Source organism: Bacillus cereus group sp. RP32 (assembly GCF_040459735.1).
Taxonomy (GTDB): domain Bacteria; phylum Bacillota; class Bacilli; order Bacillales; family Bacillaceae_G; genus Bacillus_A; species Bacillus_A wiedmannii.
In genome coordinates this window covers 2,483,481-2,503,055 of record NZ_JARVHO010000001.1, presented here as the reverse complement: position 1 = coordinate 2,503,055, position 19,575 = coordinate 2,483,481, and the positions used below count along the sequence as shown (strand labels likewise).

Genomic DNA, 19,575 nt, shown 5'->3' with positions numbered 1-19,575 from the left:
TATGGTACGTGAAATTATATCGACTTATCGACATGATTTCTTCTAATAAAAAAACTGCCTCTTATTTAGAGACAGTTTCTTTCAAATCTTTTAATGCAACAACATTAGCAAACGCTCCAAACACTACATTATGATGCTTTACAATGTCTTCCGCACGTAACACGTCTGTATGAAACGTACTATGTGCATCACTCACTAACGTTACTTTATAACCTTCACTAAACGCTCTTCGCGTTGTCGTATCCACACAGTACTCTGTTTGCATTCCTGAAATAATAACGTGTTCAATGCCTTTTTCTTGTAATACTTCGTCTAAGTTTGTCTTATGGAAAGAATCTGGCGTCGTCTTTTCAACGATACGATCCCCTTTTTGCGGAGCAATCGCCTCATGCACTTTCCAGCCCTCTGTACCTTTTTCTAACGGATGATCTTTTGGTCCGTTATGTTGTACATAAATAACTGGAATATCATTTGAACGACATTCCCCAATAAGCTCTTGCAATATTTCTAAAAACTTTTCCCCATTATGTACTGGCATTCCTGCTGTATACATACCTGCTTGCACATCAATTACTAGTAATGCTTTTTTCATTTCGCGCAGCTCCCTTTGTTTGTATATGTCTCTATATATTCATCATAATACAAAACTTCAATTACATTAGACCAATTCAAAACTGATCCGATAAAATCTTTTATATCAAGCCCAGGCATTTCATATACTTCTTCATCGTTAGCAGTTCCTGTCCCATCTTCAATGAGCGTAACTTTATAGCCTTTTTCAAAAGCAGCGATACTTGTAAATAAACAGCAAAATTCCGTATTAAATCCAACGATTACGACATGATCAACTTTATGTTTTGTTAATACTTCTTCAACACTTGTACCTTTAAAAGCACTAGGTGTTGTCTTCTCAACTACATAATCCGCAAACTCGGCATATTCTTCTACTAATTCACTGCCGGCTGCTTCAAAATACAAAGTACTTTCTGGATTATTATCTCGGTGTTTTAAGAAAATAATAGGTTCATTTTCCGCTTTAAATCGTTTTAAAAGATTTGTGATTAACTCTTTTTCAACAGAAAAATCTTTACACTCTAAAATCGCCTTCTGCATATCTAATACAAGTAGCGCCTTCATTTCTATCACCTATCCTCCTATAGATTTATACTCCATCATCCAACAATCCTCTAATTTCCCCTCATGCAGCTCATGTTCTTTTAAAATCTTCACCTTTTTAAATCCGCATTTTTCATAACATTTTAACGCACGTTCATTATTTACTTTCGGATCCATTGCGATTGCTTCTGCTCTCGTGTTCTCCATTATATATGTAATTGCTGCCTGAACGAGTTTCGTTCCAATTCCTTTTTCCCAATAAGTAGGCTCCCCGATAAATTGATCCATCCCCCATACATGTTGCGATTCTTCATAGCCATATAATGTTTTCCACTCAGAATCAATTGGGTACATTTGTATGTAACCGATTGGAATGGTATCAAACTCTATTAAACATCTTTTTTCATGACTGTTTGGATTATGTATGAAATGATCCAGTACCATCTCTACAGATTGCGGATTATCGCGTCCTTCGTAATACCGCAAGACTTCTGGGTCTGTTAACCATTTTGAAATGATTGGTGCATCCTCTTCTATTACGTATCTAATCGATATATTATCTTTTTGAAATAGCATATAGTACCTCTTTTTAATTATTTATATTTTTTCTTGTTGTGAAATCTTTCATTGCACCTATTAGTGCGTATGGTAACAATGTAATCGCAAAAAATGCTGTAAACACATTAAAATGAGGAATTTCATATGGAGTGAACCATTCCGTGAAAAATTCAGAATGTAAAATTCTATTTAAAAACTATCCACTTGGCTTAAAATTTGGTGTCCATCCTGTAATTTCACAAATAATAAATAGTAATTGAACAATTATAAATGCCCCTAGATAGCGAAACCATGTCCGTTTCCAAATCAGCTGCGCCTTATTTAATTCATGTTCCATCTAGCTCCCACCTTTTTATTTCCATCCTATTAATTATACACTTTCCATAGTTTATTTTTTAAAATTTTCTATATAATCATTCGTGCTGGGGGAATTCATTATGTCTAATCCTATACATAAATCAACATTAATCATTCTTAGAGGAAACTCCGCAAGTGGGAAAACAACAATCGCAAAGCAACTACAAGAACATTTCGGACAAGGTACACTTTTAGTATCACAAGATGTTGTACGTAGAGATATGCTTAGCGTACACGACACAATGGGGAATTTATCGCATGATTTACTATTTGAAATTACGAAGTACGGAAAAGGAAAATGTGAGTTTGTTATTTTAGAAGGTATTTTAAACAGTCGAAGATACGGTGAAATGCTGACAGAATTAATACATTTTTTGAAGGAAACGCCTACACATATTACTTTGATTTATCATTAAAAGAAACGATTCGACGACATAACACAAGGGAAAAACGGCATGAATTTGGTGAGGATTCCCTACAAAAATGGTATAATCTGCACGATACAATTGAAGTTGCTAGAGAAACTATTTTTACAGATACCTTCACGCAAAAAGATATATTTGATGCGATTCTTAATGATGTTGCGATACAAAAATAAAAGCCAGTCTCAATAAAGAGAACTGACTTCTATCTAGATAACTTTATTTATTAAAGAATTTTAACTTTAACAGTTTGTCTTCCCCAATTCATAGCCTTACTTTTTGAACCCATTAAAACATCAATACGATTTCCTTTAATAGCACTTCCAGTATCACCAGCAATTGCTTCGCCATAACCTTCTACCCATACTTTAGATCCTAATGGGATTACTTTCGGATCTACTGCGATAATTCTCATATTCGGATTAGCCGTTAAATCATGCCCCATCGCAGTTAAAACACGTCCACCATATGTACCATTTTCACTTGGATCAGCAGTATATGCTGTCGCAACTACCGTTAATTCACGTTTAGCAGACTGTATGTTATTTTTAGACTCTTCTCTTGCTTTTGCTTCTTCCTTAGCCTTTGCTATTTCTCTTGCTTTTGCTTCTTCCTTAGCCTTTGCTATTTCTCTTGCTTTCTCTTCTTCTTTTGCTTTGGCTATTTCCTTTGCTTTCTCTTCTTCTTTAGCCTTTGCTATTTCTCTTGCTTTCTCTTCTTCTTTAGCCTTTGCTATTTCCCTTGCTTTCTCTTCTTCTTTAGCCTTTGCTATTTCTCTTGCTTCGGCCTCTTCTTTAGCCTTTGCTATTTCTCTTGCTTCGGCCTCTTCTTTAGCCTTTGCTATTTCCCTTGCTTTCTCTTCTTCTTTAGCCTTTGCTATTTCTCTTGCTTCGGCCTCTTCTTTAGCCTTTGCTATTTCCCTTGCTTTCTCTTCTTCTTTAGCCTTTGCTATTTCTCTTGCTTCGGCCTCTTCCTTAGCTTTTGCTTCTTCTTGGGCTTTCACGTCTTCTTTAGGCTTTACTACTTCTTGTACCTTCACTTCTTCCTTAGGCTTTACTACTTCTTGTACCTTCACTTCTTCTTTTGGCTTTACTACTTCTTGTACTTTCACTTCTTCTTTTGGCTTTACTACTTCTTGTATTTTCACTTCTTCCTTAGGCTTTACTACTTCTTGTACTTTCACTTCTTCTTTAGGCTTTGTTACTTTTTGTACTTTCGCTTCTTCCTTAGGCTTTGCTACTTCTTGTACTTTCACTTCTTCTTTAGGCTTTGCTACTTCTTGTACTTTCACTTCTTCTTTAGGCTTTGTTACTTTTTGTACTTTCGCTTCTTCCTTAGGCTTTGCTATCTTTTGTGCTTTAACTTCATCCTTAGCTTTAGCTGTTTTGTGTACTTTCGCTACTTGCTTCGTTTTCTCTTTAGCTGTTTTTTCAACTGGTGCTGTACTTGATAGGAAAGAAACATTAACATAAGCTGTTTTTCCTTTATACTCAAATTGTAACCAACCGTCTTTTACTTGATGCGTTGATTCAATTACATCATTTGTTTTTAGTCTGCCAAGTATTTCTGATTCTGTACTTGCATCAGAACGGACATTTAACAAATTCGCTGTTACATAATACACATCTTTTGTAAACTCCGCACTTACAAAGACTTCTTTACCATTTAAATCAATTTTGGACCATCCTTCTTCCGTATGTATAACCTTTAACTTTTCTCCTTCTTTTACTTTTTTGACAACTTTTGATTCAGTAGTCGGTTTTTCACGTACGTTGAGTACATCTGCTGTTACGATTGTTTCTGCGGTAGCAGTTGTAGTAAATGCTCCCAATCCAAAAACAGTTGCTGTTGCTGCGCCAATTATTTTTTTCATATTAGCCTCCATTATTTTTTTTGAATTCTATCAAATGCTTCCATAAAATTAGGAAAGCATTTGCAGCAGCATATTAATACGACTTAATATGCTGCTATTAAAACTCCTTACTCCAATACTATCAAATTCTCATTTTTAATTCTATATATTATAAATCTCACTATCTTCTAAAAACTCTTCATACTAAATAGTTGTCACAATTCCTGCCAAAAACAAACTTACGATTGCTAAAAATTTTGTTCCGACTATAGCCCCTCTTAAATGAAACTTATAATCTTTATAACCCTTCATCCCTTCTGTACTAGGAATAACAACAAATCTTGGGGTAATCCAGCAAAAGATTAGCCAATCAATTATAAACAAATCTACTAAATTGAAAATCATTAAAATACCAAAAGTATGTAAATAGGCATCAACATATAATAATTTTTCATGTTTATGTAGTATATATGTAGAAACGACAGGCGTACCGAAAAGAATAGCATTATATGCAATATTAAAGTAGATTGTTTGCTTTTTTTCATGAATCGATTTTGGAAAAACTACCTTTTGAATATCTTTCGGATATTCAGTTAACGAAAGACGAGGATTATAATATAAAGATCCTAAAATCATTACAGATAGTACAATAGACATAATGACACCAACGTACATCATTTGCTCAAATGGATTCATATGCTTCATTCACCTTTTTCTTTAATTACTATGCTTCTCCTTTACTTAATTACATATTGTATGCTCACAAATAACCAAAAATTAATAACACCTTTAACACCCAATCAAAATTCTTGCAATGCAAAAACAATTTTTATAAAGTGAAAGCCTAAAGCACAATGAAAACCATCAACTATTCGGCTCTTATAAAATATATGATTCTATTACAAATGAATATGTTGGTCTTAGACATGTTACGGTAAACGAGGATAATGTTAAAGAGGCTGAAATTGGTTATATAATTTTGCCAGAGCACTGGGAAAAAAGGTATAGTAGTAGGATTGCAAAGGAACTAATGAATATAGCGAAGCAGACAGACATAAACGTTCTAAAATCAATTATTGATACGAGCAATATCCCCTCACGTAAAGTTTTAATACATGTAGTAGGTTTTACATCGGAGAAAATTTGCGAGATTGATGGATTGCCTGGGGAGATTTTGAGTATAAATATTTAACTACATAAAAAAGAAATGCTACATTTGAACTAAAAGTAGCATTTCTTTACATATAACGTCCTATTCAACCATCGAAAGTAAAACTTTCTCAAGCTCTTTTTTAGAAAGCATACTACCATTTATATAGATTTGATATGCATTTTTCCCTTCTTTTGCAGGTACCACTATCTTCATAGCCCGTACATTCGATTCTTTATATTCACCGAATGTTACGTCATAGCCATTTAATGTATATTTTTTTATATCTCCAGTAAAATTATGTCCTCTTTTAGCTGGTTTATCAAATGGTCTATCAAGAAAGAAATCTTTATATTCTCCCTTAACGATTTCTAATTGATGAATTGTAAAACCTAATTCTACATCTGAAGTATGTGGCTCTTTTTTTACATTACGATTTTCATATCTCATCATAATAAACGGCATAGGTTTGTCTAATGTCGCTTCTGCTTTTACTTCTTCAAATACTAATTGATGTCCAACCGGAATATATGTTGGATGCTTGATTGGAAAACCAGTTATTTTTTCAGCTTGTTCAAATGTATAGGTAAAATGTTGATCTATTCTTTCTTCATATATATTTAATTGTTCCATTACTTCTCTATCTCTTTTTTCTTCATCAGCATTTAAACGATTTGTAGCTGTATATTGTCTCTCACCATTCTCTACGACACTTACTTTCTTATAAAAATGGTACGTTTCCTGTAATAAAGCTACATACTTTTCAAAGTCCTCTTCTGTAAATATACTTTTAGCAATTTCTATACGTTCCATTACTAAATTATAACCATCCTCAGTCATTCCCATATCTTGCCTTGCTTTTTCTGGTGTCCCTACAATTTTATCCATTAATGTTGTACCTGCAAAAGTACCAGTCGGTATTAAAATAGCAGCAGCAACAAAGCCAAGTAATAACTTTTTCTTCATAGAAGTTTTCTCTTTGTTCCTCATCTTTTGGTATTTATAAAAAGAAGCTTGTACTTTATCTTCCAGATTAGGAGAAGTCTCTATATTCGCTGCTTTTCTTTTCAATTCATTCGTTACATATTTTTCAAAATCCATTTACTTCTCCCTCTCTTATGTCTGGCATATGTTCCATTTCAGCTCTTAATCGTTTTAGTGCAGTATGTAACCGGGATTTCACTGTACCGATAGGGATTTGAAGAAGTGCAGCAATTTCCTCCATACTATATTCATGGAAGTAACGCATAATTATTACTTCACGATGCTTATAAGATAATTTGTGTACAATCTCCACTAATTCATTACGTGTTTCCTTATGTAAAATATCTTCATGCATTATGTAAGAGCGATCTTGTTCATACATTTTTTTCTTTTCAAAAATCCGAAACCTTCGCCACGATTTACGACGCCAATCCTGTACTCGCTTCACAACTAGTCCATGTAACCAAAATCGAAACGAACAATTTATATCATAGTTTGTTACGGACTTCCACATGTGTATGTACACTTCATTTACTATATCGTCTACATCTTCGTTTTGACTTCCTACTAAAAATACTACTGTTTTATAAATATCTTTACATGTGTATTCATAAATAACTTGAAAGGCTTCTTGGTCCCCAGACTCCATTTTATACAGCCATTCTTTTAATTGTACTTCATCCAAAATTGCGTTCCCCTCTCATGATCTTTCACACTATATTCGCCCGTTTCTCACAAAAAGTTCATTTTACATGGAAATTTATTTATTACAATAAAAATATAAGTTATATTTTTAAGGAAAAGAGGATTTTAAGAATGAATTTAGAGGGTAAAATTCACGCTAAAAACGTACTAAAAAATCTATTCATAGGAGCGCAAGTTGATGGATTACAATTTGGAATTTCTTCAACCGCAATAAAAATTCATTTTACAAATTTTCATGATCCTGTTCATTATGAGGGGCAATTATATATCAATATCGAGACGAAATGGTGTTTATTTAATAAACCTCAAAAAAGATACCCATTAAATGAAGATGAATTTGAAGGTTATTCTGAGGAAGCAGAATATGAAAGAATATTTAAGATAAGAAGACAAAAAGTTACCGATATACAACTCGGCATAGAAAGCCCTCATTTAATCATTACATTAAGGAACGGACAAATTATTTATGTAAATGGTTTTCATGATGATTATGAATGTTGGCAAGCTGGTGTCCAATGTGAGGATTCGCTTGTAGTTGCTGCACCTTGTAATGATATCTCCACTTGCATTCCCGATGAATGTAATAAAAAATAGCTAATGGTATAGTCCCATTAGCTATTTTTATTTTGAAGAAACACTAGCAAAGCGTCTCCTCCCCAAGCTTCCAGCTAAACCATCTCCCATGCCCTTCGGTTTCTCCAACCGTTTCACGATATTCGTTTCCGTTAATATAATAATCAATATGAAGGTCCCGGTCCCACATGTTGTTATATAGGTGGAATACATCACGTTTTGCACCGATTTCTTGGATTTGTTTTTCTAACTTACGTTTTACTTGTTCAGGTATTTGATTTGCGACGTGTGTATGGAAAATACAGATTACAGCATCTTTACTTATTTGTTCGATGATAGATGGCAATAGCTCCACACCGTCTCCTTCTATTAATTGAACAGATTCAGTTTTCACTAAAGATGCTGCTTGTTCAAACATTTCAAGTCTTTCTTTATGCTCTGGCCAAATGAGTGCACGTAGCCATAAATAATCTTCATCACTATGTAAATTATTAACATGTAAGTCTAGTCCAATTCTTTCCACGACAGCTGGACTTTCTTTTAGAAAATGAGGCACATTCTCCCCTACTATTTCAGAAGTTACATGCACATTTGAATTTATATTTCCGTATGTTTCATCTGTTCCGTACGAATAGTTATATTGATCCCAGAACAGTTGTAATCCAGAACTTGTTCCAATTTCAATTAACGCTAACGGCTTTTTCACTTTATTAAATATGTAACAGAAACTTGGGTATAAGTACGCACATCGCCTTACTTCATTCGTTTGAACGAGTTTCGTTTGTAATAAAGTAATGATTTCTTCTCGGTACGTTTTACAGAAATCTTTAAAATGATCAAAAGCTTTATCTAAATTTGTATTCTTATTTTCAACTAAACTACTGTAATACGTTTTTAAAGGATGTTCTTTCCCTGTTAGTAATAAATAATGTACGGCTCCTAATAGTAAGCTTGGGACTGGTTGGCCTACTTGAGCATAGGAAGATAGTGTAAGTACTTCCTCATCTTCAGCAATTTGTATTGATAAGTATTCATATAATTCACTTGACCCTTTACATTCCTTTATTGAAAAATTTCGAAATAAGTTTGCGATTTGTTCTTGTGTACGCATCGGTATCCCTCTTTTTTAATATCACGGAATAATCTTACTATTTAAAGCCCAGAAATTCCATAAAAAGGTATCCATTCTACCCACTTTCGTATACGTAAGCTTTTTCGGGATAATTTCAAACTGTGATTTTTTTCTATTTATCACCTTAAAAGAGCTTGTTAAATAAGATTTTTGGCGAATAAAACGTTAAATAGTTTAAAATTATCAGATAACACTAGATATTTTAGTCTATTAATTATTATAATAGAGTATGAGATGGTTATACAATTGAGACAAAAAAGGTAAATACCTAGGTGGGGCCTAGGCGGTGTTTCTCTTTTACGGCTTAGACATAGAAAACACCTACTCTTTTTTGCCAATATAGGGGATGGAGAGATTATCATGAGCAACATGCAGCAAAAAACAGACGTTATCTTAATTGGTGCAGGAATTATGAGTGCAACGTTAGGCTCATTACTAAAAGAATTAGCACCTGAATGGGAAATTAAAGTTTTTGAAAAACTCGCAAGTGCCGGGGAAGAAAGCTCTAATGAATGGAATAATGCAGGTACAGGGCATTCTGCGCTATGCGAACTGAACTATACTTCCGAAAAATCTGACGGATCTATAGATATTAGTAAGGCTGTAAAAGTGAATGAGCAATTCCAGCTTTCAAGACAATTTTGGGCATATCTTGTAAAAAGTAAATTAATTCGTAATCCACAAGATTTCATTATGCCTCTACCTCATATGAGTTTAGTACAAGGTGAAAAAAATGTTGAGTTTCTAAAAAACCGTTTTGAAGCGCTTTCAAAAAATCCACTGTTTCAAGGTATGGAATTTTCCGATGCTCCTGAAACATTAAAAAAATGGCTTCCACTCATTATGGAAGGACGTACACCTAACGAACCAATGGCTGCAACGAAGATTGATTCTGGAACAGATGTTAACTTCGGTGCATTAACACGTATGTTGTTTGATTACTTACAAACGAAAAATGTCGAGCTAAACTACAAACATAGTGTCGAAAATATTAAACGCACAAAGAATGGTTTGTGGGAAGTAAAAGTACACGATATGAATAGTGGTAAAATTGAGCATCACACTGCAAAATTCGTCTTTATCGGCGGCGGTGGCGGTAGTCTACCTCTACTACAAAAGACTGGTATCCCTGAATCAAAACATATTGGTGGATTCCCTGTAAGTGGACTATTTATGGTATGTAAAAACCAAAAAGTTGTCGAGCAACATCATGCGAAAGTATATGGTAAAGCTAAAGTTGGCGCTCCGCCAATGTCTGTACCTCACCTTGATACGAGATATATAGACAATAAAAAAGCTTTACTATTTGGACCGTTCGCAGGGTTCTCTCCTAAGTTCTTAAAAACTGGCTCAAACCTTGACTTAATTGGTTCTGTAAAACCAAATAACGTCTTAACGATGTTAGCTGCTGGTGTAAAAGAAATGGGATTAACAAAATACTTAATTCAGCAAGTTATGTTATCTCACGAAAAACGTATGGAAGAATTACGCGAATTCATTCCGAACGCGAAAAGTGAAGATTGGGATATTGTAGTTGCTGGGCAACGTGTGCAAGTAATTAAAGATACTGATGCTGGCGGTAAAGGTACACTTCAATTCGGTACTGAAGTTGTTAGTGCAGCTGACGGCTCAATCGCTGCATTACTAGGTGCTTCACCAGGTGCCTCTACTGCCGTTCACGTCATGCTTGAAGTATTAGAAAAATGTTTCCCAAGCCGCATGGTAGAATGGGAAGAAAAAATAAAAGAAATGATTCCTTCTTATGGCATTTCACTAACTGAAAATCCAAGATTGTTCCAAGACCTTCACACTTCTACAGGTCGTACGCTTGGATTAAATGAAAAAGAAACGGTTCATAATTAAAGAAGTTATTAAAAAACGTCCGATTTATTCGGACGTTTTTTTATTTATCTGACGAAGAATTATTGTGAATGAAATTATATAAGCGATTCGACAATGGATATCAACTTACCGACAAGAAACGACAAGCCGATGTTAACTATCAACCCAAAATTATCCTCATCAATAGAACTCTTCTCGACATACATGTTTCCCGCCCTTACTTCTAGGCTATCCCCTACTGATAAAGGCTTTGCATATTCTTTTCACCCAACTATTTATCCCACATTAACGTGCAGTAAGACTCACTTCTCAATATACGGCTTGAACAAAGAAGTTAGTTAATAATCTGCAGAGATGAATCCCCCCCACTGATTCAAGTTTCAACTGGAATAAACAAAATATATGGCACATATGTTTAAGCAGTGGTCAATTGTTGAAAGGGATGACGCGTATGACACAGCTGAACTTTGAAGAGAATTTATTAACTAAAGTAGCTTGGTACTATTATAAAGACCAATTAACACAACAGGAAATTGCTTCACTTCTTCACATTTCAAGAAATAAAGTTGTCCGATTATTAGATAAGGCGCGCAGTGAAGGTATCGTTACATTTCATGTAAAAGGGACTGGTTTACACTGTTTAAGTATTGAGCGTGACCTAATGAAAAAATTCCACTTAAAAGATGCTTTCATTATCCCTACTCCAATAAACAATTATCACGCTTCTCTCGGAAAAGCTGCTGCACAATATTTAGAAACTCAGCTCCAACAAGGCGATTTGCTCGGCATTGGCTGGGGCGAAACGATTAGCAAAATGCTAGAAAACATTCATTTTGAACCTTCTATTAATCTTTCAATTGTGACGCTAACTGGAGGAGTAAATCACTATCTCCCGAGAAAACAAAACTATTTACACTACATGCAAGGCGATCTTCACATTATCCCTACGCCGTTTCTAGCATCTACAACCGAAATGGCACAAAGGATTCTATCAGAACCGAGTGTAAAAGATATGCTTCATGTCGCTTCACTTGCTCATACTGCAGTTGTTGGTATTGGCGGGATATCTCAAGATGCAACTATTGTAAAAGAAGAAAAATTAACACTACGTGAGATGACATATATTCGTAGTCAAAACGGTGCTGGCGATATTTTAGGGCAGTTTTATAATACGAATGGTGATTTATTAAAGCTCCCACATCATAATCGACTAATTGGTACGCCGCTCACAATTCTGCGCAAAATGAAACATGTCGTTGGTGTTGCTGGAGGTATAGAAAAGATAGATGCAATTTATGGTGCCTTAAAAGGAAAGTTCATTCATACATTAATTACCGATGAGGAAACGGCCCTCTCCTTATTACGAAAGGATGGTGATTGTTAATGTCTCATTTATTAGCTTTTGATGCTGGTACAGGAAGCATTCGAGCTGTTCTTTTTGATTTACTAGGTAATCAAATTGCGGTTAGTCAAAAAGAATGGGTTCATAAAACGGATCCTTGTTATCCAGGCTCTATGAATTTTGATGTAAAAGAAAACTGGCAACTTGTACAACAATGCACGAAAGAAGTTTTACAAAGAAGTAATGTCTCGCCCTCTTCTATTCAAGCTATTAGCGCTACTAGTATGCGAGAAGGTTTTGTTTTATATGATAAAGATGGGCAAGAAATTTGGGCTTGTGCAAATGTTGATGGGCGTGCATCCGCCGAAGTTAGTGAACTAAAAGAAATTCGGTCACATCTTGAAGAAGAATTATATACAAGATCTGGTCAAACTTTTTCATTAGGTGCTTTACCCCGCCTACTTTGGATTAAAAAACATGAACCAGACGTCTATAATGCTATTCACTCTTTTACGATGTTAAACGATTGGATTTTATATAAATTAAGCGGCGTGCTGCAAATCGATCCATCAAATGGATGTACATCCGGTATTTTTGACCTGCAAAATAGAGTATGGGATAACGATGTCGCTATCGAGTGCGGTTTAACGTTACCATTTTCAACAACAGTAAATGAAGCGGGTACAGTAATTGGCAACGTCACAAAAGAGTGTGCAGCATTAACTGGATTATGTGAAGGAATTCCTGTCGTCGCCGGGGGCGGAGATGCACAAATGGCCTCACTTGGAACAGGAGTCGTGAAACCTAATCAAACGTTAATATGCGGAGGTAGTTTTTGGCAACAAGAAGTCAATGTTACAGAACCAAAAACAGATCCACATGCTTCCATTCGGGTAAATTGTCACGTTATACCTAACCTTTGGCAATATGAAACGATTGCCTTTTTCCCAGGCCTTGTTATGCGCTGGTTTCGAGACGCTTTTTGCCAAGAGGAAAAGAAACTTGCTGACAAACTCGGTGTAGATGCTTATGAATTATTAGAAGAACAAGCGAAAGACGTACCTGTTGGTTCACATGGCATTATCCCTACTTTTTCAAATGTTATGAACTACATTTCTTGGCGTCATGCCGCACCTTCTTTTTTAAATTTAAGTTTAGATGCAGACAAATGCGGAAAAAAGGAACTGTTCCGTACTATTGAAGAAAATGCTGCCTTCGTTACACTTGGCAACTTAAAATTAATAGAAAATCTCACAGGGACATTCCCTTCTGAAGTCATTTTTGCTGGCGGTGCTGCTAAAGGAAAACTATGGCCACAAATTTTATCGGACGTCCTTGGTATTCCTGTAAAAGTACCTGTTGTGAAAGAAGCAGCTGCTTTAGGAACTGCGATTGCTGCTGGAGTTGGCGCTGGCATATATTCAGCTATGGAAGAAACTGCTGAACAGTTTGTACAGTGGGAGCACACATTTGAACCAGTTACTGAAAATCATGAACTATATAAAGAATTCTATGAAACATGGAAAACTGTGTATAACAGTCAACTCGCTTTAGCTGATAAAGGGCTCACCTCACATATGTGGATTGCGCCTGGTGCTCTGTAACACATTACATAAAGGAGTGAAAAAGTATGTTAAAAGCGAATGAAAATGACTTCTCCTATCGCTTCGGTGATAATGGGCCGAAATATTTAATACACGGTCCGAATATTGATCTTGGCCTTGTTGTCATTCAGCCTGGGCAAGAGTTTCAAAATCACTACCATACGACGTGCGAGGAAGTCTTTTATGCATTAGAAGGTGAAATTGATTTCTATGTGAATAACGAAAAAGTTCCGATTAAACAAGGCGATGTATTGCAAGTTCGCCCTCATGAATCTCACTATCTTATTAACCATTCTGACAAACCTTTTAAAGCAGTTTTTATTAAGTCACCACATTTACCAAATAAAGATACGGTACAAACGGAAAATCCAACATTAACGAAGGAGTGATTTCTAATGACTTGGGGATTTAAAAATCGATTAAATACAATTTTACCTGATGGAAGAGCGGTTATGTTAGCGATAGATCACGGCTACTTTTTAGGACCCATTCACGGGCTAGAACAGCCACTTGAAACAGTTAAAAACTTACTTCCTTACACAGATTCCCTCTTTTTAACTCGAGGTGTACTTAGCTCCTGTATTCCTGAAAACTGCAGCACACCGATGGTTATGCGTGTTTCAGGTGGAGCTACTGTCGTCGGTAAAGATTTAGCGAATGAAACAATTGTTACACCAGTAAAAGAAGCAGTAAAACAAAACGCAATTGGCGTCGGTGTTTCTGTTTTCGTCGGATCAGACTATGAAACACAAACTGTTTCAAATCTCGCAAATGTAGTTTCAGAAGCTCACGATTACGGTCTACCAGTACTCGGTATTACCGCTGTTGCGAAAGAATTACAAAAACGTGAAGCACGCTTTCTAGCACTCGCTTCCCGCGTATGTGTTGAAATGGGTGCTGACATTATTAAAACGTATTACTGCGAAGGATTCGAAAAAATCACCAGCACTTGCCCTGCCCCAGTTGTAATCGCTGGTGGTCCAAAACTCGATTCAATTGAAGACGCATTAAACATTACGTACAATGCACTGCAAGAAGGCGCAATCGGCGTAGATATGGGCCGAAACATATGGCAATCTGAACATCCTGCTGCAATGATTCAAGCGATTCATGGCATTGTGAAGAATGGATTGAATGTGAAAGAGGCACTCCAATTATTCGAAGATGTAAAAAATTAAAATAAACGACAGACTATTACTCTTAAATATATACAGAATTAATATTTACTATAAAGAAAAACCTCTATGTTAGATTACTAAGTAACCTAACATAGAGGTTTTCTTTTACATTTTTTTGTTCCGGATTTAGTCAGATTTTTACAGATCGCGTACGTTCCAAACAATCTCACCGCTCTCCCCCCACGTACTGTGATGCCGATGAAACCCTATCTTTTCTAATACCCGGAAAGACGCTGTATTCCAAGCGCCTACAGTTGACCAAAGTCTTTGGCGCCCCGTAGCGATCGCGGCCTCAAGCACTGCTGATGCTGCCTCTGTCGCATAACCATTACGATGAACACTTTGGAACAACTCATATGCAATCTCTGGCTCTTCAAGCGTGGAACGACCGATGATTAAGCCACAGTATCCGATGAAATCCCCTTCTTCTCGCCTACGTATAGTAAGAAGAGAAATACCATTTTCAGTTGCTTTCTTGCGCATTTCGATAAGAGAGCTACGAACAGATTCAATGGTTGGCATGTCCACACCACGTTCACCAATTAATTGTCTCAGCCAGACTGCATCAGATTCCTCCCACATATTCAGATCGAGTCGTTCCGTTTTTAACTGGAACCCCATATCTTTAAAAACAGCTGTCATAGCGGTAACCTCCTATTGATTTCACTGTACTACTTATAATAGTTTCGTACTTTACCATATGGGAAACCTGCTTGATTCATACATTATTATTATTTTATGCATAAGCAATTCCTCTGCTAAATAGACCTTGTTATCAAACTTCATTTTAAGTCTACAATATTTGATTTATGAATGAGTTTAAATTTACATTTAAAAATGTATCGCACTTTCTTTTTGTTAAAATAAAGAAAAGGAGGAATGATTATGAAACGAATGGGTTTTGAACGGCCTACTGATTATTACGATGAAAGGTTATATACTATCGATGAAAAAATTTGTGCCCTATTAAAAGAACGAAAAGAACTTTCAGGTGGTGATCCAGGTTTTCCACATGATGAAGCCATTTATAAATGGGCAAAGCAATACGGATTTTATCCAGACTATCTAAATTCATTATTCTCTTCCATGATGGACGAAGGTGAATTTAAACCTCGCGTCGAACCAACTACATTCAAAAAACATATACCTGTTTTTAAATCTTATGAACATAATGGTATCATGTATACCGTAACTTTTATTCGGCAATATGCAAATGCTAGTGTAGTTTATTTATATAGCGATTGGGATTCCACTGATGAAGTTTTTAATGAAAATAAGCCTCATAGTTTCTTCCAATTATCAATAGATGATACATATGACTGCTGGCCAGAAGGTGGTGGTGGCACTGATGGACATTTTAGTCATCATTTCGTTATATCTCCTGCCCTTCCTGATAATTTGTCTGGAATAAGCTTACGATTTAAAGAACTCAATATGCCGTTTAGAAAAGATCAAGCTGTACTTGAATTTGAAATTCGCTTGGATTAAAGAGAGCGTAATCTAGTTGAAAATCAGACTAGATTACGCTCTTTTATTTTGTACTTATACGATGTATAAAATTTACATCAATGCTTTTCGATATATCGATAACCCGACAGAAGATATCGATATATTTACATAATTAGACAAAATCATTTATATAACACCCACTCCATTAACACGATTGCCGATTCAATACGTTCTATTGTATCCCCTACAAATAGTTTATGAAGTAATGCCTCCAAATGAATTGGTTTATTAGGCAACACTTGTATATACCTTAAAACAGATCCCGCTGGCGGTGTAGGCTTGTTATTAATAGCCCATATCCCTTCTAACAATGTCCAAGTTGACGTATGAACAATGTATAAAGCTTTTAACTCATCATGTGCTTTCAAAGCAGACTGAATTTTAATGAGCGAACTACGCAACCAATGAGAAATACCTTTCACTTTGTCGCTAGAAACACGATAGTTTTCAAATTCATATGCAGCTATTTCCTTTAACTTTTTCAACTCGCCGCTTTTATCAAACAAAATTTTCCCTTCTAAAAATGAGTATAGTTCCATCGGATTATTTTTAAAGTTTACTTGAATTTGATTACAATCAGCATATTTATATTCAACTAAAATACCTTCTCTCATTTCAGAATGAAATTTCTTCTTTTGTCCGTCTTCTAAAAGAATATAGAAGTCTAAATCCGAATCCGGATATGCATCACCTCTTGCGACAGATCCGATAAGCATAAATCCAGTTATCTTATTTATAGATAAGATTTCAGCTACTATGGTTTGCACTAATTTTTTATGTTGTTCATGTTTAATAGATATTTGTGCTTCTAACATTCGTAACCTCCAAACATATTATTATGAAGTTATTCGTTACCTAAATATATTGTAGTTCTCTTATAATCTTCTACATACTTATTCAATAATTGTTAGTTCATATACAATTGCGTCTTTACTGCTTTTTGTTTTATCTTGAATCGTAACAATATCTCCAGCATTTATTTTCGAAGCGTTCACTACTTTTACCATTTCTGGTGGAACACCCCCTCCATTGTTCTCTTTATTTAGTGGAAGCCACTTTACTAATTTATTAGTTGCTTCTAAAATTTTGTATTTAATTGTACCATCATATTTTATTTCACCAACAAGATCTTTTACTAATGTAGGTGTATATTTACCCTCTTCTTTTTCCAAAGAAATATGATCACCTATATCTGGGATACCGTTTCTTACAGGTGCCTCCCATTTTGTTGAATTTAAATCATTTAAACTTACCTTCACACTTTCTTCTTTATTTGAGTTAGCATCTTTTAGAAATATTTCATTATAATTCTTATCAATAATAATATACTCTTTCTGCTCTACTATTTTTGCACTACTTTCACGTTTTTCTTCCTCATTCTTAGATACTTCTTCTTTCACATTATTATTACTACACGCTGATAATAATGTTGCCGCTAAAGCTGTCATTAATAACATTTTTTTCATTTCATTTACCTCCATTTATAACTAAACAATTAAATATATATCACATCCATATTTTACTATAAGTCAAAAAAAGAGGATATTTGTTTATTAATAAACAAATATCCTCTACCTTTAATTATATTTTACGACTGTTGATAAGCCGCTTTCGATGATTTTACATAATAAACTGCGTGATCCACGTTAATGATATGATCTGGTTTTGGTTTACCACGACTCGCTCTATGACCTGCTAAATGTTCTTCACTCGTTTCCCAGTTTTTCCATGCTTCTTCAGATTCCCAGCGAATCATAACGACAACTTCTTCATCGCCGCGTCTTACTTTTTTCACAAGAACACTTAAGTCAATGAAGCCTTCAAATTTTTCAATAATACCTTCTCCAGTGAAACGTTCTACAACTATATTTGATGTACCTTCTTTTACTGTAAATGTTTTCGTTTCAATAAACATATATCCCACTCCCTCTTTATAATACGATTACTAGTATTCTTCTATTATAGTTGATTATGATAATTATTTTCAATTATAAAGTTTTAATTTTTTGAATTAGGCTGATTTCTCTTCTATCACTTGATCTAAAAATTTGAAATACGGAAGTAATATTCCTATTAAAGAGGTGACACATATAATCGCACCGATGATCAAGTATAGTGCTCTCACTCCCCACATTTCACTCAGTATGCCTCCTAATAACACACCTAATGGCATAGCGGATCGTATGAAAAATAATCGCACTGAAAATACTTGCCCTATCATATTGTTTGGTACTGTTTGTTGGCATATTGTTGTGTTATGAACATTAAAAAAGGCAATGCAAATACCGGCAACTACTTCAATGAACACCGCAATTACTATACTATGATTGAACCCTAGAGAAATGTAGGTGAGTCCTCCTAAAAACAATCCTCCAAGCATAAGCATACGCCGGCTTTTATATGTTACTTTGCCAACTAGTATAGATCCAATTACATAACCAAGCGGGAAACCGGCCATAAAATAACCAAACTCCGCATAGCCTGCGGACAACTCGTCTTTTATATAAGGAAGATTTGTAACCATCGTTACCCCAACTCCAAATTGCACGAAAGTAAGAAATAGACCGAGCCAAACGATAACTGGTTTTGTGAAAAAGTATGTAAAACCATGAATAAATTGTTCTATCCACGTTTTTCTTATATCTGTTGTAGTTCTCTTTTCTTTTATATAAAGTAAGAAAGCGCCACTAACAAATAGACACATACATACGAAAGATAATGTAAGTTCTGTTCCAATTAAATGAATGACTACTCCGCCTAATACAGGCGCAAGAAACATCATAAGACGAGTCATTCCATCAATATATGCATTTGCGTCTTGAAGTTGTTCTTTGCTTACAATACTCGGTGTAATTGCTTGACTTGCAGGTGTATAAAGCGGTGTAATAAGTCCCACTACAATTTGAACAACATAAATGTGCCAAACTTCTATATTACCTGTAACTAGCATCGCCAAAGGTAATAAAAATACAGACCCGCGCACCCATTGCGAAAAAATCATAATCCACTTCCGGCTCCATTTATCAATAAATGGGCCACTTATTAGTTGTAGTATAAGAGATGGGATAAAGTATAGTAGCCACATACTACTTAATGCTGTTTTTGATCCTGTTAATTCGTAAACAAGAATCGAATTACATAACGTTCCGAAAGCCCCGCCTAACTCTGAAATTGCACTGCCAATCCACATATAAAAGAACGAACGGTTTTTCAATACATTTTTCAATTTCACACACCAACTTTTCTACTAA

20 protein-coding genes and 3 pseudogenes are annotated in these 19,575 nt (G+C 35.2%); 9 read left to right on the top strand and 14 right to left on the bottom strand.

All coding sequences use genetic code 11. The features are described 5' to 3' along the window. Nucleotides 1–61 precede the first annotated feature (61 nt). From QCI46_RS12895 to QCI46_RS12880, 4 genes and pseudogenes are all read right to left on the bottom strand, one after another. Nucleotides 62–592, bottom strand: a complete 531-nt coding sequence (locus QCI46_RS12895; protein ID WP_353840447.1) for a cysteine hydrolase family protein — start codon at nt 590–592, stop codon at nt 62–64. Further along, nucleotides 589–1,137, bottom strand: a complete 549-nt coding sequence (locus tag QCI46_RS12890; protein ID WP_353841867.1) for an isochorismatase family protein — start codon at nt 1,135–1,137, stop codon at nt 589–591. The genes QCI46_RS12895 and QCI46_RS12890 overlap by 4 nt, the downstream gene beginning before the upstream one ends. A 9-nt stretch (nt 1,138–1,146) precedes the next feature. Further along, nucleotides 1,147–1,692: a GNAT family N-acetyltransferase gene (locus QCI46_RS12885; RefSeq protein WP_353840446.1), complete on the bottom strand. Its 546-nt coding sequence runs from the start codon at nt 1,690–1,692 to the stop codon at nt 1,147–1,149. Nucleotides 1,693–1,705: 13 nt separating this feature from the next. Next, nucleotides 1,706–2,011 (bottom strand): annotated as a pseudogene (locus QCI46_RS12880) (YfzA family protein). Between the two features lie 100 nt (nt 2,012–2,111). Between QCI46_RS12880 and QCI46_RS12875 the strand changes: the two are divergent. After that, a pseudogene (locus QCI46_RS12875) lies at nt 2,112–2,629 on the top strand (kinase). 50 nt (nt 2,630–2,679) lie between these two features. Here QCI46_RS12875 and entB read toward each other — a convergent pair. Next, nucleotides 2,680–4,326 carry a cell wall-binding protein EntB gene (entB, locus tag QCI46_RS12870; protein ID WP_353840445.1) on the bottom strand — a complete coding sequence of 549 codons (1,647 nt, stop codon included), beginning with the start codon at nt 4,324–4,326 and terminating at the stop codon, nt 2,680–2,682. A 183-nt stretch (nt 4,327–4,509) separates the two neighbouring features. Further along, on the bottom strand, nt 4,510–5,001 hold the full coding sequence (locus QCI46_RS12865) for a nitroreductase (protein ID WP_075307578.1): 492 nt from the start codon (nt 4,999–5,001) through the stop codon (nt 4,510–4,512). Between the two features lie 148 nt (nt 5,002–5,149). Here QCI46_RS12865 and QCI46_RS12860 point away from each other — a divergent pair. Then, nucleotides 5,150–5,497: pseudogene (locus QCI46_RS12860) on the top strand (GNAT family N-acetyltransferase); the annotation flags it as partial. A 60-nt stretch (nt 5,498–5,557) separates the two neighbouring features. On the opposite strand, the gene QCI46_RS12855 reads toward QCI46_RS12860, so the two are convergent. After that, nucleotides 5,558–6,556, bottom strand: a complete 999-nt coding sequence (locus QCI46_RS12855) for a hypothetical protein (protein WP_353840444.1) — start codon at nt 6,554–6,556, stop codon at nt 5,558–5,560. Continuing rightward, a complete protein-coding gene (locus tag QCI46_RS12850) occupies nt 6,546–7,124 on the bottom strand; it encodes a sigma-70 family RNA polymerase sigma factor (RefSeq protein WP_353840443.1) in 579 nt (192 codons plus the stop codon). Before QCI46_RS12850 ends, QCI46_RS12855 begins: the two co-directional genes overlap by 11 nt. A 131-nt stretch (nt 7,125–7,255) precedes the next feature. On the opposite strand from QCI46_RS12850, the gene QCI46_RS12845 reads away from it, so the two are divergent. After that, nucleotides 7,256–7,738, top strand: a complete 483-nt coding sequence (locus QCI46_RS12845) for a hypothetical protein (protein ID WP_353840442.1) — start codon at nt 7,256–7,258, stop codon at nt 7,736–7,738. A gap of 43 nt (nt 7,739–7,781) precedes the next feature. On the opposite strand, the gene QCI46_RS12840 is transcribed toward QCI46_RS12845, so the two are convergent. Further along, a complete protein-coding gene (locus QCI46_RS12840; RefSeq protein WP_353840441.1) occupies nt 7,782–8,828 on the bottom strand; it encodes a DUF2332 domain-containing protein in 1,047 nt (348 codons plus the stop codon). 381 nt (nt 8,829–9,209) lie between these two features. Between QCI46_RS12840 and QCI46_RS12835 the strand changes: the two genes are divergently transcribed. The 5 genes from QCI46_RS12835 (at nt 9,210) to lsrF (ending at nt 14,815) form a co-directional block, all read left to right on the top strand. Beyond that, entirely contained in the window at nt 9,210–10,712 is a 1,503-nt protein-coding gene (locus tag QCI46_RS12835; RefSeq protein WP_000069156.1) for a malate:quinone oxidoreductase, read from the top strand. A gap of 430 nt (nt 10,713–11,142) precedes the next feature. Next, complete coding sequence (locus tag QCI46_RS12830; RefSeq protein ID WP_353840440.1) at nt 11,143–12,075, top strand: sugar-binding transcriptional regulator; 933 nt, start codon at nt 11,143–11,145, stop codon at nt 12,073–12,075. Further along, on the top strand, nt 12,075–13,637 hold the full coding sequence (gene lsrK / locus QCI46_RS12825) for an autoinducer-2 kinase (RefSeq protein ID WP_353840439.1): 1,563 nt from the start codon (nt 12,075–12,077) through the stop codon (nt 13,635–13,637). The genes QCI46_RS12830 and lsrK overlap by 1 nt, the downstream gene beginning before the upstream one ends. Nucleotides 13,638–13,663: 26 nt before the next feature. Further along, on the top strand, nt 13,664–14,026 hold the full coding sequence (locus QCI46_RS12820) for a cupin domain-containing protein (protein ID WP_353840438.1): 363 nt from the start codon (nt 13,664–13,666) through the stop codon (nt 14,024–14,026). Between the two features lie 6 nt (nt 14,027–14,032). Further along, nucleotides 14,033–14,815, top strand: a complete 783-nt coding sequence (lsrF, locus tag QCI46_RS12815) for a 3-hydroxy-5-phosphonooxypentane-2,4-dione thiolase (RefSeq protein WP_000219776.1) — start codon at nt 14,033–14,035, stop codon at nt 14,813–14,815. Between the two features lie 138 nt (nt 14,816–14,953). Here lsrF and QCI46_RS12810 read toward each other — a convergent pair whose 3' ends face one another. Then, the gene (locus tag QCI46_RS12810) at nt 14,954–15,457 is read right to left on the bottom strand and encodes a GNAT family N-acetyltransferase (RefSeq protein WP_353840437.1); all 504 of its coding nucleotides are present in this window, start codon (nt 15,455–15,457) and stop codon (nt 14,954–14,956) included. 243 nt (nt 15,458–15,700) lie between these two features. On the opposite strand from QCI46_RS12810, the gene QCI46_RS12805 reads away from it, so the two are divergent. Then, nucleotides 15,701–16,303, top strand: coding sequence for a hypothetical protein (locus tag QCI46_RS12805; RefSeq protein WP_353840436.1), 603 nt, complete (start codon nt 15,701–15,703; stop codon nt 16,301–16,303). Nucleotides 16,304–16,446: 143 nt separating this feature from the next. Here QCI46_RS12805 and QCI46_RS12800 read toward each other — a convergent pair whose 3' ends face one another. The 4 genes from QCI46_RS12800 to QCI46_RS12785 all read right to left on the bottom strand — a co-directional run bounded on the left by QCI46_RS12800 (nt 16,447) and on the right by QCI46_RS12785 (nt 19,556). Further along, entirely contained in the window at nt 16,447–17,139 is a 693-nt protein-coding gene (locus tag QCI46_RS12800) for a nucleotidyltransferase domain-containing protein (RefSeq protein WP_353840435.1), read from the bottom strand. 78 nt (nt 17,140–17,217) lie between these two features. Then, nucleotides 17,218–17,805 carry a hypothetical protein gene (locus QCI46_RS12795; RefSeq protein WP_353840434.1) on the bottom strand — a complete coding sequence of 196 codons (588 nt, stop codon included), beginning with the start codon at nt 17,803–17,805 and terminating at the stop codon, nt 17,218–17,220. Nucleotides 17,806–17,912: 107 nt separating this feature from the next. Beyond that, a complete protein-coding gene (hmoA, locus tag QCI46_RS12790; RefSeq protein ID WP_000469503.1) occupies nt 17,913–18,239 on the bottom strand; it encodes a heme-degrading monooxygenase HmoA in 327 nt (108 codons plus the stop codon). A gap of 96 nt (nt 18,240–18,335) precedes the next feature. Next, the gene (locus QCI46_RS12785; RefSeq protein WP_353840433.1) at nt 18,336–19,556 is read right to left on the bottom strand and encodes an MFS transporter; all 1,221 of its coding nucleotides are present in this window, start codon (nt 19,554–19,556) and stop codon (nt 18,336–18,338) included. Between the last annotated feature and the right edge of the window lie 19 nt (nt 19,557–19,575).

Excerpts from the sequence above, each read along its gene's own strand:
- QCI46_RS12895 (WP_353840447.1), bottom strand. The coding sequence starts at position 592 with ATGAAAAAAGCATTACTAGTAATTGATGTGCAAGCAGGTATGTATACA.
- QCI46_RS12890 (WP_353841867.1), bottom strand. The coding sequence starts at position 1,137 with ATGAAGGCGCTACTTGTATTAGATATGCAGAAGGCGATTTTAGAGTGT.
- QCI46_RS12885 (WP_353840446.1), bottom strand. The coding sequence starts at position 1,692 with ATGCTATTTCAAAAAGATAATATATCGATTAGATACGTAATAGAAGAG.
- entB (WP_353840445.1), bottom strand. The coding sequence starts at position 4,326 with ATGAAAAAAATAATTGGCGCAGCAACAGCAACTGTTTTTGGATTGGGA.
- QCI46_RS12865 (WP_075307578.1), bottom strand. The coding sequence starts at position 5,001 with ATGAATCCATTTGAGCAAATGATGTACGTTGGTGTCATTATGTCTATT.
- QCI46_RS12855 (WP_353840444.1), bottom strand. The coding sequence starts at position 6,556 with ATGGATTTTGAAAAATATGTAACGAATGAATTGAAAAGAAAAGCAGCG.
- QCI46_RS12845 (WP_353840442.1), top strand. The coding sequence starts at position 7,256 with ATGAATTTAGAGGGTAAAATTCACGCTAAAAACGTACTAAAAAATCTA.
- QCI46_RS12840 (WP_353840441.1), bottom strand. The coding sequence starts at position 8,828 with ATGCGTACACAAGAACAAATCGCAAACTTATTTCGAAATTTTTCAATA.
- QCI46_RS12835 (WP_000069156.1), top strand. The coding sequence starts at position 9,210 with ATGAGCAACATGCAGCAAAAAACAGACGTTATCTTAATTGGTGCAGGA.
- QCI46_RS12830 (WP_353840440.1), top strand. The coding sequence starts at position 11,143 with ATGACACAGCTGAACTTTGAAGAGAATTTATTAACTAAAGTAGCTTGG.
- lsrK (WP_353840439.1), top strand. The coding sequence starts at position 12,075 with ATGTCTCATTTATTAGCTTTTGATGCTGGTACAGGAAGCATTCGAGCT.
- QCI46_RS12820 (WP_353840438.1), top strand. The coding sequence starts at position 13,664 with ATGTTAAAAGCGAATGAAAATGACTTCTCCTATCGCTTCGGTGATAAT.
- lsrF (WP_000219776.1), top strand. The coding sequence starts at position 14,033 with ATGACTTGGGGATTTAAAAATCGATTAAATACAATTTTACCTGATGGA.
- QCI46_RS12810 (WP_353840437.1), bottom strand. The coding sequence starts at position 15,457 with ATGACAGCTGTTTTTAAAGATATGGGGTTCCAGTTAAAAACGGAACGA.
- QCI46_RS12805 (WP_353840436.1), top strand. The coding sequence starts at position 15,701 with ATGAAACGAATGGGTTTTGAACGGCCTACTGATTATTACGATGAAAGG.
- QCI46_RS12800 (WP_353840435.1), bottom strand. The coding sequence starts at position 17,139 with ATGTTAGAAGCACAAATATCTATTAAACATGAACAACATAAAAAATTA.
- QCI46_RS12795 (WP_353840434.1), bottom strand. The coding sequence starts at position 17,805 with ATGGAGGTAAATGAAATGAAAAAAATGTTATTAATGACAGCTTTAGCG.
- hmoA (WP_000469503.1), bottom strand. The coding sequence starts at position 18,239 with ATGTTTATTGAAACGAAAACATTTACAGTAAAAGAAGGTACATCAAAT.